At 56.9% G+C, this 16946-nt stretch carries 10 protein-coding genes; 5 read left to right on the top strand and 5 right to left on the bottom strand.

Annotated elements, in window-relative coordinates:
- The coding region (locus DU29_RS01000000129560; RefSeq protein ID WP_033050328.1) for an RHS repeat-associated core domain-containing protein at nt 1-1946 on the top strand (1946 nt) is incomplete at its 5' end.
- A 65-nt stretch (nt 1947-2011) separates the two neighbouring features.
- Here DU29_RS01000000129560 and mapR read toward each other — a convergent pair.
- From mapR to DU29_RS0107090, 3 genes are all read right to left on the bottom strand, one after another.
- Nucleotides 2012-3421 (bottom strand): GntR family transcriptional regulator MpaR, encoded by a 1410-nt coding sequence (gene mapR / locus DU29_RS0107100; protein WP_028621117.1) that lies wholly within the window; start codon nt 3419-3421, stop codon nt 2012-2014.
- Nucleotides 3422-3487: 66 nt separating this feature from the next.
- Complete coding sequence (ccoG, locus tag DU29_RS0107095) at nt 3488-4918, bottom strand: cytochrome c oxidase accessory protein CcoG (protein ID WP_028621116.1); 1431 nt, start codon at nt 4916-4918, stop codon at nt 3488-3490.
- 180 nt (nt 4919-5098) lie between these two features.
- Nucleotides 5099-5332, bottom strand: coding sequence for a DUF3203 family protein (locus tag DU29_RS0107090; protein WP_028621115.1), 234 nt, complete (start codon nt 5330-5332; stop codon nt 5099-5101).
- 122 nt (nt 5333-5454) lie between these two features.
- On the opposite strand from DU29_RS0107090, the gene DU29_RS0107085 reads away from it, so the two are divergent.
- The gene (locus DU29_RS0107085; protein ID WP_028621114.1) at nt 5455-5964 is read left to right on the top strand and encodes an MgtC/SapB family protein; all 510 of its coding nucleotides are present in this window, start codon (nt 5455-5457) and stop codon (nt 5962-5964) included.
- A 43-nt stretch (nt 5965-6007) separates the two neighbouring features.
- Here the strand turns inward: DU29_RS0107085 and DU29_RS1000000132970 are convergent, their stop codons facing one another.
- Nucleotides 6008-6175, bottom strand: coding sequence for a hypothetical protein (locus DU29_RS1000000132970; protein ID WP_177326947.1), 168 nt, complete (start codon nt 6173-6175; stop codon nt 6008-6010).
- 207 nt (nt 6176-6382) lie between these two features.
- On the opposite strand from DU29_RS1000000132970, the gene DU29_RS0107075 reads away from it, so the two are divergent.
- The 3 genes from DU29_RS0107075 (at nt 6383) to glgB (ending at nt 14120) form a co-directional block, all read left to right on the top strand.
- Nucleotides 6383-8377 carry an alpha-1,4-glucan--maltose-1-phosphate maltosyltransferase gene (locus DU29_RS0107075; RefSeq protein ID WP_028621113.1) on the top strand — a complete coding sequence of 665 codons (1995 nt, stop codon included), beginning with the start codon at nt 6383-6385 and terminating at the stop codon, nt 8375-8377.
- Nucleotides 8378-8544: 167 nt separating this feature from the next.
- Nucleotides 8545-11886, top strand: a complete 3342-nt coding sequence (gene treS, locus DU29_RS0107070; protein WP_028621112.1) for a maltose alpha-D-glucosyltransferase — start codon at nt 8545-8547, stop codon at nt 11884-11886.
- A gap of 2 nt (nt 11887-11888) precedes the next feature.
- On the top strand, nt 11889-14120 hold the full coding sequence (glgB, locus tag DU29_RS0107065) for a 1,4-alpha-glucan branching protein GlgB (protein ID WP_028621111.1): 2232 nt from the start codon (nt 11889-11891) through the stop codon (nt 14118-14120).
- A gap of 108 nt (nt 14121-14228) precedes the next feature.
- On the opposite strand, the gene DU29_RS01000000129555 is transcribed toward glgB, so the two are convergent.
- Nucleotides 14229-16805, bottom strand: a complete 2577-nt coding sequence (locus DU29_RS01000000129555) for an RHS repeat domain-containing protein (protein ID WP_050483083.1) — start codon at nt 16803-16805, stop codon at nt 14229-14231.
- Nucleotides 16806-16946: the final 141 nt, after the last annotated feature.

Here is a 16946-nt window from a genome sequence, read left to right as displayed (position 1 = left end):
CCGGCCAGGTCCTCGAGGAACTGGCTGGTAATGGAATACGCACAGTTTCCAGCTATGACCTGGCCAACGGACATCTCCTGACGCTCGCCAATCAGGCCCCCAATGGCCAGTTTCTGCAAAAACTGAGCTACTGCTACGACCCCGCCGGCAACATCATAAACATCACCGACGCCGCGTTACCCATCCAGTACTCGGCCAACCAACGCATCGAACCCGTCCGACATCTCACCTACGACACGCTGTACCAACTGATCAAAGCCACAGGCTGGGAATCTGCCAGACCGTCATTGGGCCCTGCATTGCCGGCGTGGCAAGACTTCGGCTCGGCCGACAGCAGCCGTTGGTGTAACTACACCGAAACTTATTTTTATGATGCGGCGGGCAATTTGCTGCAACGGGTTCATCAAGGGGCGGTGAATGACACGCTGACCATGCAAGTGGCTGCGCACAGTAATCGCAGCATCAAAGGCCGGCCGGGGGCGGAGCTGGACGGACTTTTCGATGCCCGCGGCAATTTGCTCGAGTTGCAGCCGGGTCAGTCCTTGCAGTGGAATGGCCGTAATGAGTTGACAGAAGTGGTGCAGGTTGCTCGAAGCGACGCGCCCGGTGACAGGGAGTTTTACCGTTACGATCATGAAGGAAAGCGTGTCCGCAAATGCCGCACTGCTGCAGCGAAATCCATCATCCACAGCGACGAAGTACGATACCTGCCGGGCCTCGAACTGCACAGCAACAGCGCCACCGGCGAGAACTTGCAAGTGGTCAGCGTTCAGGCCGGCCGCTGTTCGGTAAGACTGCTGCACTGGGACAGTCCAGCACCGGGCGGCGTCGAGAATGACCAACTGCGTTATTGCTTCGATGATCATCTGGGCTCAAGCGCCATTGAAGTTGACGCTGAGGCAAAACCGATCAGCCAGGAAATTTATTACCCATTCGGCGGTACGGCGTGGTTGGCCGGGCGGAATAAGGTTGAAACCAGCTACAAAACGATTCGCTATTCCGGGAAGGAACGGGATGCAACCGGGCTCTATTACTATGGTGCGCGGTATTACGCTCCTTGGTTACAGCGGTGGCTGAATCCTGATCCAGCCGGCAATGTAGATGGAATTAATTTTTATCGATTTGTCAGGGATAATCCGGCTGTTTATTTTGATGAGCAAGGAAACTTCCCGCTTTTGTCCAGATATCTGGATTATCGGTTAGAGAAAAAATTTAAGATTAATCACTTGGTTCAGCACAGAGGCTTGAATAAAATAAGAATGAGCCGGCCGCAATTTGCTGATTTTTTAGTGCAAAGTTTGTCAGTCGCGCGGCAAGCCGTGAAAAATGCGGCGAATAAGTTGGGCGAAAGGAGTTATGATCAACAAAAATATGAAGCTTATTTTGGATCGGTAAAGTCTGAAGAAGTTCTTGCGTTGACGAATCGCTATAGAGAGATGGAGTTGCTCTTTGAGAAATTATTAAAAAAACCATCCAAGATCGTTGCATTCTATGCGTCTGAGGGTGAAAACGGCTATGCCGAAGCCTTTGTTCTGGGTGGAGACCGGCGCCGTAAAATTTATATAAACCTAATGTATTCAAATATGGCCGTTTCCGAACTCGCACGTGTGCTGGTTCATGAGGTGAGCCATCAGCTCAAGAATAAAACCGATGATTATTACTATATTCACCCAGATCGACAGGAGCTTGAGGATGCTGCGCTGACTATTGATAGTCGTCGGAAAGAAAAAGTATTACCTGTAGCGATGGGCACGAGATCCAGGACTATGCTTACGGGTAATGCATCTGCAGATCATCTTGAGCATACCGAACCGGAATTTTTAGAAGTTACAAACAGCATCGACGTGCGGACGGCGTTGAACGTTTATAATTCGGACCCAAAGCTTCGGAGGAAGATTGCACGTAATAATGCTGACTCTTTGGCCGGATTCGCCATGTCTTCATAGGCTGCGAGATAAGCGGTGCGGACGCGTAGCCTCAACCTTTGTTGGAAGAAACGCCGACTGTCCCCTCAAAACGACCGAACAATTCGCCCCAGCGCTTCCATTGCCTTTTCGGAGACTTGATCCCAAGGACTTCCATAGTTCAACCGAATACAATTCCTGAATCGCTGCGTCGGTGAAAATATCGGCCCCGGCGCGATGCTGATGCCCTGCGCCAGCGCCATCTGAAACAATTTCAACGAATCCATCTGCCCCGGCAATTCCAGCCACAGGAAATACCCGCCCGCCGGCTGACTCACCCGTGTCTCAGCCGGGAAATACTTGCCGATGGCCGCGAGCATCGCGCTCTGCTGTTCCTCCAGCGCATAACGCAATTTGCGCAGATGCCGGTCATAGCCGCCATGCTGTAAGTAATCGGCAATAGCCGCCTGAGCCGGCATCGATGCGCACAGCGAGGTCATTAACTTCAACCGTTCGATCTTCTGCGCATAGCGTCCAGCCGCCACCCAGCCAATTCGGTAACCGGGGGCCAGGCTCTTGGCGAACGAACCGCAATGCATCACCAAACCTTCGGTATCAAAGGCCTTGGCCGGTTTCGGCGCGTGTTGCCCATAATAAAGCTCGGCGTAAACATCATCCTCGATCAGAGGTACTTGATGCTTGCGCAACAGTTCAACCAGTTCCTGTTTCTTCGCCTCAGGCATGGTCGCGCCGATGGGATTCTGGAAACTTGTCATGCACCAGCAGGCCTTGATCGGATGGCGTTCAAGGGTTTGCGCGAGCACGTCAAGGTCGATGCCGTCGCGCGGGTGCACGGGAATTTCCACCGCTTTGAGTTTCAGCCGTTCGAGGATTTGCAGGCAGGCATAGAACGCCGGGGCTTCGATGGCCACCAGATCGCCGGGTTCGGTGACGGCTTGCAGGCACAGATTCAATGCTTCCAGTGCGCCATTGGTGATCAGCAATTCTTCCATCGGCAGCATCAAGCCGCCGACCATGTAGCGCAGGGCGATTTGCCGGCGTAGTTGCGGATTGCCCGGCGAAAGATCGGTGACGACCATGCGCGGGTCCATGTCGCGTGTGGCGCTGGACAACGAGCGCGACAGGCGCTGCAGAGGAAACAGGGCAGGGCTGGGGAATGCCGAGCCGAAGGGCACCGTGTTCGGGTCCTTGATGGAGTCGAGGACCGAGAACACCAGTTCGCTGACGTCCACTTCGGTCGATTCGTTAGCCTGATGGCTGATCACCGGTTCGCAGAACGAGGTCGGCGCGTGGGCATTGACGAAGTAGCCGGAACGCGGGCGGGCGCGAATCAGGCCACGGCGCTCGAGCAGGTAATAGGCCTGGAACACAGTCGAGGGGCTCACAGCGTAAGTCTGGCTGGCGTAGCGCACCGAGGGCACGCGCTCGCCAGGGCCGAGGACGCCGGAGCGGATCAGTTCAGCGATGTCATCGGCGAATTTTTCGTAGCGTTTCATTCGAAGCCCGGGCAGTTTCATCATTGAAGTCGAGGCGGTCTCATCGCGCCGCAGCAGTTTAACGACTCAGCGATTCATCGGTGCAACAAAGCGGCTCGTCGCCACGCTGTAAATCTGTGGCTCATCACTGTCGACAATCCTGAAGCCGATACCTTGCGAACTGCTGCCTGGCCGTTCCATGGTCATCGCCACTGAAACCGGCACGTCGACAATCTCCCCCGGCGCGAGGCTCAGTTCGGTCTTGCCCTGCAACACAAAGCCTTCGGCATTTTCCAGCATCAGCCGGTAATCCTGACGCTGCTGCGTCTTGTTGATGACCTTCAGGCTGTAAATGTTTTCGATCTGGCCCTGACTGTTTTCACGGAACAAGCCACGGTCCTTGCTCACGTCCAGCGAGACCATCGGCCGTTGCACCAGGGAAACCATGAGGGCCGCGACCATGATCAGCAACACCGCGGTGTAGCCGATCAATCGCGGCCGAAGCAGGTGGGTCTTGCCGCCCTGCAACTCCCGTTCGGAGGTGTAGCTGATCAGACCGCGCGCGTAGCCCATTTTGTCCATGATCGAATCGCAGGCGTCGATGCACGCAGCGCAACCGATGCACTCCATTTGCAGGCCGTCGCGTATGTCGATGCCCGTCGGACAGACCTGCACACAGAGCTGGCAGTCAATGCAGTCGCCCAGGCCAACCATGGCCGGCACCACTTCACGCTTGCGCGCACCACGGTTTTCGCCACGCGCGGCGTCGTAGGAAACGGTCAGAGTGTCCTTGTCGAACATCACACTCTGGAACCGCGCATAGGGGCACATGTGCATGCACACCGCTTCGCGTAGCCAGCCGGCGTTGATGTAGGTCGCGCCGGTGAAAAACATCACCCAGAAGAGGCTGACGCCGCCAATCTGCAAGGTCAGCAGTTCTTCGGCGAGCGGACGAATTGGCGTGAAGTAGCCAACAAACGTCAGGCCGGTCAACAGGCTGATGGCCAGCCACATCGTGTGCTTCGCTGAGCGGCGCATCAGCTTGTTCAAAGTCCACGGCGCGGCTTGCAATTTGATGCGCTGATTGCGTTCGCCTTCGGTGATTTTTTCGCACCACATGAAGATCCATGTCCAGGAGCTTTGCGGACAGGTGTAGCCACACCAGACTCGGCCGGCGAACACCGTGATCGCGAATAACCCGAACGCAGCGATGATCAGCAGAGCCGAGAGCAGGATGAAATCCTGCGGCCAGAAGGTTGCGCCGAAAATGTGGAATTTGCTTTCGGCCAGGTCCCAGAGCACCGCCTGACGACCACCCCAGTTCAACCATACCGTGCCGAAAAAAAGCAGGAACAGGAAGCCTGCACCGGTGATGCGCATGTTTCGAAAGAGGCCGGTAAAGCTGCGGGTGTGAATCAGGTTGTCGGTCGATTTAGCCCTGATCGGCGGACGCGAAGGCCAATCGTCTTTCAGGAATGAGGACGGTTCAATCGTTTGGACGGGGATTCTTTCGCTCATGGTCTTCAGCTCAACAGCCTCCATCAGGCCGCTGAACTATGAGCGATGCTCTGTTTGCATAACAGACTCAGGCTTTGCGAAAAAAAGCGGATCAGATGCTCGCTGATCCGCTGTTTGCGACGAGTCGAAACACTTGAGCTGCAGGCGCCTTACCTGAAAGGACTGGGGCGCAGGCGGCAATCAGACCACCGAATCACTGTCGGTTTCCTTCAGATTCTCACGACCGTCCGTTGCACCTGCTACGGTCAACAAGTCAGCTTCAGCTTCTGTAATGAAGACACGTTTGCCATCAAGGTCCACCGCCGACATACGCATCTCATGATCGGTAATTACGGTCAAATCCGGCGCCAGACGAATTTCCTCGCCATTATCACTGGTGAAAAAAGCGGTTTGATCCTGGGTGCGGACAGGCATGGCAGGCATCCTTTTTAGCGGGAGTGGTGATCTATTAGGACGCGTGTGCGCGGCATCGTTCTGTGCAACTGATTAATGGTCCTTGCGGTCCATGTACTACACATTTATGACAAGGAGGCTTCATGGACGCCTGGTGTGACGAAGTATGGGTAACGCTGCAATCTGAATTCGCTGACATCGGTGATGCCTCTCAACTGACACGCATCACCGTCAGACTGCTCATGGCGGCCATTCTGGGCGGCATTCTCGGATTTGAGCGAGAGCAGAAGGGCAAGGCCGCCGGCGTTCGTACGCACATGCTGGTGGCGATGGGCGCCGCGTTGTTCGTGCTGGTCCCGCAGATGTCCGGTTCCCAGGCAGACGCCATGAGCCGTGTATTGCAGGGTGTGATCGCCGGCATTGGCTTCCTCGGCGCCGGTACCATTCTGAAGAATACCGGTGGTGATATGGGTCACGTCAAAGGCCTGACCACTGCGGCAGGCTTATGGATGACCGCCGCCATTGGTGTGTCGGCCGGTATGGGCCGCGAAGCGACGGCGGTGGTGAGTACTTTGCTGGCGCTGGTGGTATTCAGCGTGATGCCGAAGATTGTGCGGGTATTTGACAAGAACGGCGATCAGGACCGGCCGTAGAGGTAAGTCATTCCCACGCCGGGCGTGGGAATGCGTTGGGGATTTACTCGGCCGCAACCACCACCGGCGGCATCGTATCCGGCGGATCCTCCCGAGGCGGTGGCGTAGTCCCTGGCGGTTCCTGCTCAGGGACCGGTTGCGGATCGGTCGGCGGGATGACCGGGTCGTCGATGTTCGGATCGGGCGTTTCTACCGGGTTGGGAAGTGTCATCGTTGAAGCCTCCTGGTGGCACATGGCGTGAGACGTGCTTAAGTCGATTGACCACCACGCAACGGAATTGATTCCCCCCGATATCCGCGTGAACTTTTACTCACGGCCATAGCTCGGAACCTAAGCGAGTTCATACCGGGGCAGACCGCCTTGTGAGAACGATGATCAGACAATGAGCGTCCATGGGGCGTTAAGGAGAGATGCTCGATGACTGCTGAAGGCACTACAGAACTTAGCTATAACCCGCACATCCCGCTGGCACAGGCGTTACTCCTGCCGCGCATCGCGATTGAAGACACCATGCCGATCCTTGATGGTGGGCAGTTTGCCGTCAAGGCCGTGGTTGGCCAGGACGTAGTGGTAACCAGCAAGGTGTTTGCCGATGGCCACGATAAGCTGGCCGTGCGCATCCGCTGGCGTGCCGAGGGTGATGAGACCTGGCAAAGCGAAGTCATGGAAGAACTTGGCAACAATGGCTGGGAAGGTCGCTTTCAGGTGGCGCAACAAGGCCGCTACGTTTATTGCATCGAGGCCTGGATCGATCATTTCGCCACGTTCTGCTATGAGCTTGAGAAAAAGCATCTTGCGGCAGTGCCCGTGAGCCTGGAATTGCAGGAAGGCCGCAATCACGTCCAGCAAGCGGCAGAGCGCACTGAAGGCCAGTTGAGCGAAGACCTCGCGGCGCTGCATCATGAATTGTCCGGGCTGCTCGAAACCGAGCAGGTCGCGCTGTTTTTGCACCAACGTAGCGCTGATCTGATGCAGCAGGCCGATCATCGTGCCTTCCTCAGCCACAGCCCGGAGTTCCCGGTGGACGTCGAGCGCGAGCTCGCGCAGTTCGCCAGCTGGTATGAACTGTTTCCGCGCTCGATCACTGATGATCCGGCTCGCCACGGCACATTCAACGATGTGCATGCGCGACTGCCGATGATTCAGGACATGGGTTTCGACGTGTTGTACTTCCCGCCGATTCACCCGATCGGCCGCAGCTTTCGCAAAGGCCCGAACAACTCGCTGACCGCTGGCCCTGATGATCCGGGCAGCCCTTACGCGATCGGCAGTGAGGAGGGCGGTCACGAGGCCATTCATCCGCAGCTTGGCACCCGCGAAGACTTCCGTCGGCTGGTGGCGGCTGCTGCCGACCACGGTCTGGAAATTGCCCTCGATTTCGCCATTCAGTGCTCTCAGGATCATCCATGGCTCAAGCAACATCCGGGCTGGTTCAACTGGCGGCCGGACGGCACGATCAAATACGCGGAAAACCCGCCGAAGAAATACCAGGACATCGTCAACGTCGACTTCTACGCCGCCGATGCGATTCCGAGCCTTTGGGTGGAATTGCGCGACGTGGTCGTGGGATGGGTCGAAGAGGGCGTGAAGATTTTCCGTGTGGACAATCCGCACACTAAACCTTTGCCGTTCTGGCAGTGGCTGATTGCCGATGTGCGCGCACTGCATCCGGAAGTAATTTTTCTGGCCGAGGCGTTTACCACCCCGGCAATGATGGCGCGGTTGGGCAAAGTCGGTTACTCCCAGAGTTACACCTACTTCACCTGGCGCAACACCAAATACGAACTCTCTACTTACCTCGCCGAGTTGAACGAGTCGCCTTGGCGCGAATGCTACCGGCCGAATTTCTTCGTCAACACGCCAGACATCAACCCGCCGTTCCTGCATCAGTCCGGGCGTCCCGGCTTTCTCATTCGTGCGGCGCTGGCGACCATGGGTTCAGGTTTGTGGGGCATGTATTCCGGGTTCGAGTTGTGCGAGTCGGCGCCGGTACCGGGCAAAGAGGAATACCTCAACTCCGAGAAGTACGAGATTCGTCCGAGGGATTTCAACGCGCCGGGCAACATCATTGCCGAGATCGCTCAGCTCAATCGCATTCGCCGACAGAACCCGGCCTTGCACACGCACCTCGGCCTGACGATCTATAACGCCTGGAACGACAACATTCTGTACTTCGGCAAGCGCAGCGAGGGTGGCAGCAACTTCATCCTGGTCGCGGTCAACCTTGATCCGAATAACGTGCAGGAAGCCAACTTCGAATTGCCGCTTTGGGAAATGGGCCTGCCTGACGACGCCGCCACGCAGGGCGAAGACTTGATGAATGGCCATCGCTGGACCTGGCATGGCAAGTATCAGTTCATGCGGTTAGACCCGGCTGTGCAGCCGTTCGGGATTTGGCGCATCACCGTTTGAGACCAAAAACTGTAGGAGCGAGCCTGCTCGCGATAGCGGTGTGTCAGGCAATACATGTGCTGAATGTACCGCCGCCATCGCGAGCAGGCTCGCTCCCACAGGTTAATCATCGCGTCTGAAATGGTGATCGGTTCAGCGGCATTTTTCGATTTCAACAGGAGTTTCAAATGGCGAAGAAATCCAATGGAGCTACCTTTATCAAGGACCCGCTCTGGTACAAGGATGCGGTGATCTATCAGGTACACGTCAAATCTTTTTTCGACTCCAACAACGACGGGATCGGTGACTTTCCCGGCCTCATCGCCAAACTCGATTACATCGCCGATCTGGGCGTCAACACGATCTGGCTGCTGCCGTTTTATCCCTCGCCACGCCGCGACGACGGCTACGACATCGCCGAGTATCGTGGTGTGCATCCCGACTACGGCACCATGGCCGATGCCAAGCGGTTCATTTCCGAAGCGCACAGCCGTGGTTTGCGGGTGATCACCGAGCTGGTCATCAACCACACCTCCGATCAACACGCCTGGTTTCAGCGCGCGCGCAAAGCCAAGAAAGGCTCGGCGGCGCGAGACTTTTACGTGTGGTCCGATGACGATCACAAGTACGACGGCACACGCATCATCTTTCTCGACACCGAGAAATCCAACTGGACGTGGGACCCGGTCGCCGAGCAGTATTTCTGGCACCGTTTCTATTCCCACCAGCCGGACCTGAATTTTGATAACCCGCAGGTCATGAAAGCGGTGTTGTCGGTGATGCGCTACTGGCTCGACATGGGCATTGATGGCCTGCGTCTGGATGCGATCCCGTACCTGATCGAGCGCGACGGCACCAACAACGAGAACCTGCCCGAGACCCACGACGTTCTCAAGCAGATTCGCGCCGAAATCGATGCCAATTATCCAGACCGCATGTTGCTCGCCGAGGCCAACCAATGGCCGGAAGACACGCAGCTGTATTTTGGTGACACCGATAAACAGGGTCTCAACGGCGACGAATGCCACATGGCGTTCCACTTCCCGTTGATGCCGCGCATGTACATGGCGTTGGCTCAGGAAGACCGTTTCCCGATTACCGACATTCTGCGCCAGACGCCGGAAATTCCAGCTAATTGCCAGTGGGCGATTTTCCTGCGCAACCACGATGAATTGACGCTGGAAATGGTCACCGACAAAGAGCGTGATTACCTGTGGAATTACTACGCGGCCGACCGTCGGGCGCGGATCAATCTGGGTATTCGCCGGCGCCTGGCGCCGTTGATGGAACGTGACCGTCGCCGCGTTGAATTGCTCAACTCGCTGCTGCTGTCGATGCCGGGCACGCCGACGCTGTATTACGGTGACGAGATCGGCATGGGCGACAACATTTACCTCGGCGACCGCGATGGCGTGCGCACGCCGATGCAATGGTCGATCGATCGCAACGGCGGCTTCTCCCGCGCCGACCCGGCGAGCCTGGTGCTGCCACCGATCATGGACCCGCAATACGGTTATCTGTCGGTCAACGTCGAGACCCAGTCCGGCGATCCGCATTCGATGCTCAACTGGACACGGCGCATGCTCGCCGTGCGCAAACAGTCGAAGGCCTTCGGGCGCGGCACGATAAAAATGCTCTCGCCGAGCAACCGGCGGATTCTGGCGTATACCCGTGAATTCACCGGGGCGGACGGCAAACACGAAATCATCCTGTGCGTGGCCAACGTGTCCCGTAGCGCCCAGGCAGCGGAACTCGACTTGTCGGCTTACGTTGGCATGGTTCCCGTGGAAATGCTTGGCGGCAATGCGTTCCCGCCGATTGGCCAACTGAATTTTCTTCTGACCCTGGCGCCTTACGGCTTTTATTGGTTTGGACTCGCTGCGGAGAATCAAATGCCCACCTGGCACGTAGAACCGGCGCAAAGCCTGCCGGACTTCACCACCCTGGTGTTGAAAAAACGCATGGAAGAGCTGCTCGAGTCGCCGTCTCGCGACACGCTGGAGCAGAGCATTCTGCCGAACTGGCTGCAAAATCGACGCTGGTATGCCGGTAAGGATACGGCGATCGAGAAGGTCAACCTCGCCTATGGTGTGCGTTTCGGTGATGCCCAGCATCCGGTGCTATTGAGTGAAATCGAAGTCACCAGCGGCGGCCAGACCAGTCGTTATCAATTGCCGTTTGGCTTTATGGCTGATGATCAGGTCGGCCCGGCGCTGCCACAGCAGTTGGCGTTGTCGCGGGTTCGACGCGGGCCGCAGGTCGGCTTGATCACCGACGCGTTCAGCCTCGAGAACTTCATCCGTGCGGTGCTGCAAGGCATGCAGGACAACACCGTGTTGCCTTCGGACGGCGGCGAAATTCGTTTCGAACCGACCGCAGAGCTGGCCAAACTTGGCCTGACTGGCGAATCGGAAGTGCGCTATTTGTCCGCCGAGCAGTCCAACAGTTCAGTGGTGATCGGCAGCAGCATGGTACTCAAGCTGATCCGCAAGGTCGCCTCGGGTGTGCACCCGGAGCTGGAAATGAGCGCGTACCTGACCAACGCCGGCTTCAGCAATATTTCGCCGCTGTTGGGTTCGGTGGTGCGTCGCGATGCCCAGGGCGAGGACAACTTGCTGATGATCGCCCAGGGTTATCTGAGCAATCAGGGCGACGCATGGGAATGGACACAGAACAACCTCGAACGAGCGCTGCGCGATGAGCTGGCAGACGCCATGTCCGAGCAGGAACAGCATTACAACGCGCTCGGCGAATTGCGTGATTTCGCCGGGATGCTCGGCCAGCGTCTGGGCGAAATGCACCAGGTGCTGGCCGCGCCGACCGATGACGCGGATTTCGCCCCGCAGGTGACCAGCGAAAAGGACGCGTTGGCTTCGGCCAAGGATGTCGCGGCTCAAGTCGAGCGCGCCTTGAAATTGCTTCAGGAACACCAGCATGAGCTGAACAGTGCAGACCAGGCCATGGTCACACGGCTGCTGGACAACAAGAAAGTCATCCTGGCCCATGTGCAGGAGCTCGGCAAAAAAGCCACCGGCGGCCTGCGCATCCGTGTCCATGGCGACTTGCACTTGGGTCAGGTGCTGGTGATCAAGGGCGATGCTTACCTGATCGATTTTGAAGGCGAACCGGCCCGTCCACTGTCGGAACGTCGGGGCAAACACAGCCCGTACAAGGATGTTAGCGGTGTGCTGCGCTCGTTCGATTACGCGGCGGCCATGGCGATCAACGTGCACAACGTCGATAACACCGATGAAGCACAGGATGCCCGCCAGCGAGTGTCCGATCGTTATTTGACTGAAGCAAAACAGGCCTTTGTCGACGCTTATCGGCTGGCGGCAGCTAGTCTTGGTCATGCGTGGCAAGATCCGGAAGGCGAGGACGCCGCGCTGGCGTTGTTCGGTCTGGAAAAGGCAGCCTATGAAGTGGCGTACGAAGCGGAAAATCGCCCGACCTGGTTGCCGGTGCCGCTGCACGGTTTGTATGGATTATTAAGTGGGCTTAAACCCTTTTCCGAACTTGGTGGAGAATAGTCATGAGTTTCTCGAACAAGGAACAGGGTCACGCTCAAGAGGCGCTGATGCCCAATGCGCAAGACATCGACGCATTGGTACGCGCTGAGCACCATGACCCTTTCTCGATTCTCGGCCCCCATGGCGATAACGCCGGCGGGCAATTCATTCGGGCGTATCTGCCAGACGCGTTAAGCGTGCAGGTAGTGGCCAAGGACACCGGCGAAGAGCTTGGCAGCCTTGAGAACACGCAGACGCCGGGGCTGTTCGTCGGGCATTTCGACCGCGCGCAACCTTATCAGCTGCGCGTTCGCTGGGCCGGTGGTGAACAGCTTTCCGAAGACCCTTATAGCTTCGGGCCGTTGCTTGGCGAAATGGACTTGTACCTGTTCGCCGAAGGCAACCACCGAGACCTGAGCAGTTGCCTGGGCGCGCAGCTGAAAACTGTCGACGGTGTGGACGGCGTGCGGTTTGCCGTGTGGGCGCCGAACGCCAAACGGGTCTCTGTGGTCGGCAACTTCAACAACTGGGACGGCCGCCGTCATCCGATGCGTTTGCGTCACCCGACCGGCGTCTGGGAATTGTTCATCCCGCGTCTGCAGGCGGGGGAGGCTTACAAATACGAGATCCTGGGTGCCCACGGTATTCTGCCGTTGAAGGCAGACCCGATGGCACTGGCGACCACGCTGCCACCGGACACTGCCTCGAAAGTGGCTGCACCGCTGAGCATCGATTGGCAGGACCACGCCTGGATGGAGGCGCGCCTCGACCGTCAGAAGGCGAGCGCGCCGCTGTCGATCTACGAATTGCACGCCGGGTCCTGGCAGTGCGAACTCGACGATCTCGGCGAAGTGGCGCGCCAGTACACCTGGCACGAGTTGGGCGAGCGGTTGATTCCGTACGTCAAGGAGCTGGGCTTCACCCACATCGAACTGATGCCGATCATGGAGCATCCGTTTGGCGGTTCGTGGGGCTATCAACTGCTGTCGCAATTCGCCCCGAGCGCGCGTTACGGTTCGCCGGATGATTTCGCGGCATTCATCAATGCCTGCCACCAGGCGGACATCGGCGTGATTCTTGACTGGGTCCCGGCGCATTTCCCGACCGACACCCACGGCATGGCCCAATTCGACGGCACCGCGCTGTACGAATACGGGAATCCGCAGGAAGGTTTTCACCAGGATTGGGACACGCTGATCTACAACCTTGGTCGCACCGAAGTGCACGGTTACATGCTCGCTTCGGGGCTGCACTGGCTCAAGCATTTCCACATTGATGGCCTGCGTGTCGATGCAGTGGCGTCGATGCTCTATCGTGATTATTCGCGCAAAGCCGGCGAGTGGGTGCCGAACCGTCATGGCGGCCGCGAGAACCTCGAAGCCATCGACTTCCTGCGCCACCTCAACGACGTGGTCAACCTAGAAGCGCCGGGTGCGCTGGTGATTGCCGAAGAATCCACCGCATGGCCAGGTGTTAGCCAACCGACGCAACAGGGCGGGCTGGGTTTCGATTACAAATGGAACATGGGCTGGATGCACGATTCGCTGCATTATATTCAGCAGGATCCGGTGTACCGCGCCCATCACCACAACGAGCTGAGTTTCGGCTTGATGTATGCGTGGTCCGAACGTTTCATCCTGCCGATTTCCCACGACGAAGTGGTTCATGGCAAGCACTCGCTGATCGACAAGATGCCCGGCGACCGCTGGCAGAAGTTCGCCAACCTGCGCGCCTACCTCAGTTTCATGTGGGGGCATCCGGGCAAGAAGCTGCTGTTCATGGGCTGCGAGTTCGGTCAGTGGCGTGAGTGGAATCACGATCAGCAACTCGACTGGTATTTGCTGCAATACCCTGAGCACCAGGGTGTGCAGAAACTGGTGGCTGACCTCAACCAGCTCTACCGCGAAGAGCCAGCCCTGCACGATCAGGACCACAAACCGGCTGGCTTCCAGTGGCTGATTGGCGACGATGCCATCAACAGTGTTTACGCCTGGCTGCGTTGGAGTTCAGACGGCCGGCCGGTATTGGTCGTGGCCAACTTCACGCCGATCCCGCGTGAGGCCTACCGCATCGGCGTACCATTCGCCGGGCGCTGGACCGAGCTGATCAACAGTGATTCGGAGAAGTACGCCGGTTCGAATTACGGCAATGGCGGCGGGGCGTTTAGCGAGGCAGAACCGAGCCACGGACAACCCGAATCGCTGGTGCTGAATCTGCCGCCGTTGGCGGTGTTGATGTTCAGGCCGGAGGGTTGAAATTAGCCCGTTGAAAATGGTCGAGCGCGTTTCTGCAGAGTGATCTGTGACAGCGCGCTTTTGACCAGTATCCTATTGCCTATGCAAAACGGTAATAAAGCCCGCTAACTATGTACTATTCTCCTGCTTAGAATTTGTGGATCGGTGCCCCTGGAAACGCCAAGGAAAGCAGAGCCACTGTATATATGTTGGAATGGTCCTTGGCGTCACACCAAGACTTGAATTTGGTAGGATGGGAACAGTCTCGGTAATCGACCTTGCCTGCTGTACATCTCTTGCTACGTGTATAAGATAATTAGGGTCTTTACTGTGTGCGTTATAATTTATCTCAACTTTAGTTGCAATCAACCCGAAATCGTCCAAAATTCGTTTTGTGGATTTACCATTGGGCGTTTCATTCAAGAATGTTCTGAGCAGTGCTTCTGATCCGCTTTTCAATAAAATTGTTTTTGAGGTCGTTATTTTATTCATGACTCCCTCTCTTTCTATCACGGATGGAAGGTGCCCGAAAAAACCTTCTCTTTTAGAGATAATTGAGTATTGATATCTAGTAACGTCATTAGCAAAGTAGTCTTTTTCTTCTGAGTATCTAAAATTGGACGCGAATGTCCACTTTTCTTTCTGATAGATATTTTCGAACCGGTCGTATTTGTACGTTGTGTTTATATAGAATCTTCTGGTGACGGTGTGTTCCATGCTTTTGGCTATAAACTCAGAACGTTTTTCTGAATCTTTAATTAAACTGAGGCGCGTTTCTAAATCCTCATCAAAATATGAACAGGTGGCTTTCTCACCCGTAAGTCCGTTAGGGTCGACCAGGGATAACGTATTGTTGCGGACCATCAGGAATCTGTTCAGACCATCTGAATTGCCTGCAGGGTCTGGGTTAATCCAACGCTGGAGCCAGGGCGCGTAATAACGGAACCCGTAGTAACACAGTCCGCTGGCATCGCGTTCCTTGCCGGAATAGCACACGGTTTTGTACTTCGCCTCAATGGCGTTTCGACCCGCCCAATATGCAGTTCCCCCGAAGGGGTAATACCACTCTTGGCTGATGATGTCGGCGCTTTGATCCAATTCCAATGCGCTGGATTTAAGGTGATCGTTGAGGCTGCAACGCACTTGATCCTGCGACACTTCATCAGGCCGTCCGGCCAGCCAGTGCAGCACTTGAACGCTGTTGGTACCGGCATTGACGGTGATGACATGGAGGATTTCACCCGGCGTGCCTTGGGTGCGTATTTCCAGGCCGGGGAGGTAGCGCACTTCGCGAGTAATGGTGCGGGTGCCGGTCTGGCTCACATTCACTTTGCGGACACGTTGGCCGCCGCCATCGTAGACGTAGCACTCACGATCATCCAGGGCATCTTTTCGGACAATGAGCTGCACGGCGCTCAGTTGATTGCGCAGGTCCCAGTCCAGTCTCTGGCCAGGCTGCAACGCCAACAAGTTGCCGTTGGCATCAAAACCATTGGCCAATTCCTCCTCGGTCGAAGGCCGGTTTAGGCGTTCGGGTAGACAGCGGTTGCTATAGCGCTCACGCGTCAATGTGCGGCCATGGGCTTGAGCACCCAGGTGCACCAGATCGAGCAAGTTGCCGCCGGCGTCGTAATGATAAGTCTGGGTGTAATGGGCGATGTGGTTGGGGTCGATGGGTAGCCTGTAAAAGTCGGGCAGGGCGGGGCCGCTGTGGCCGGATCTGGCCTCATAACCGCAGGCTTCGATCAATTGATAAAGCGTATCGTAGCGATACGTTCTGGTCGGCTCGATGCGTTGGTTGTTGAAGTAACGAATCGATTGCGCAGCGTCTTCGATGCTCAGCACGTTGCCCACGGCGTCGTAGCTGTATTTCAAAACATGCAGCGGCGTGCCATTGGCTTTGTGCGCGCTGAGGTCGATCAATCGTCCGTTGGCAGCGTCATAGTGGTGGCGAGTGATGACGCCGTTGCCAGCGGTCTCCGACTCGATCTGGCCGATGACGTTGTAGTGAATATTACTGACTAGCAACTTCTCGTTTTGGTCCCGGTCCTCGCCGGCCAGGGTCAGTCGAGTGGACTTCAGTTGCCCGGCGACCGTATAGGCGAAGGCTTGACGGTTGTGCGACGCATCGGTTTGCTCAAGCGGTTCGCCCCAGGGAGAAAACTGGTAGGAAGTGGTCGCGCCGTCAGCGGTCTCCAATAAAGCCTCGCGGTCGGCGGCCGGCGAAGGCCAGTCAGGCGGATCCGTGCGCAACAGAAACCGGCGCGAGTGTTTCAGAACTTCGCCGGCCATGTTCAGGTCGTCCACATGCACGGTGCCAGCGGGGTCATCATGCCGCATCAGCTGGCCGCAGAGATTGTGCGCAATATCCGCCGGCCCGACACCGGCATAGGTAAAACGCTCCAGTGTGTGTTCGGCAAGGTGGGGGCCGCTTTCTCTAATGACCACCGGTCGCAACAATTCATCATATTCAGTCAACGAATGGCTGCCACGCCCATCCCAAAGCTCGACGACTTGCTCGGCATCGCCTGCCAACAATACCCGCCAACCGGCATCTACACTGTCGGTCAGCAGCGCTACTCCAGACAGACTGGTCACCTGAGTCAAATTGAACGGCGCTAACGGGTCGGTCTTGGCGAGGTCAAATAGATAAGGATCACGGCTCGCCACCAATCGGCCTAACGCATCGAAGCGTTGCGCAGTCACTCGCGATTCCATCGGATCACTGGCGTCGCGCCGATGAAACTGCACTGTCCGGACCACTGCGCCACGCGCATCCGTGACCTGAATCGTCGAGGTGCAAGCATGCGCGTAAGACGAATTTGCTGATCGCATCGTTACTGGCCG

Origin of the sequence: Pseudomonas sp. Ant30-3 (assembly GCF_000690905.1) — a bacterium.
Taxonomy (GTDB): Bacteria; Pseudomonadota; Gammaproteobacteria; order Pseudomonadales; family Pseudomonadaceae; genus Aquipseudomonas.
The sequence above is the reverse complement of the archived record's forward strand: the minus strand, read 5'-3'. Positions and strand labels throughout refer to the sequence as shown.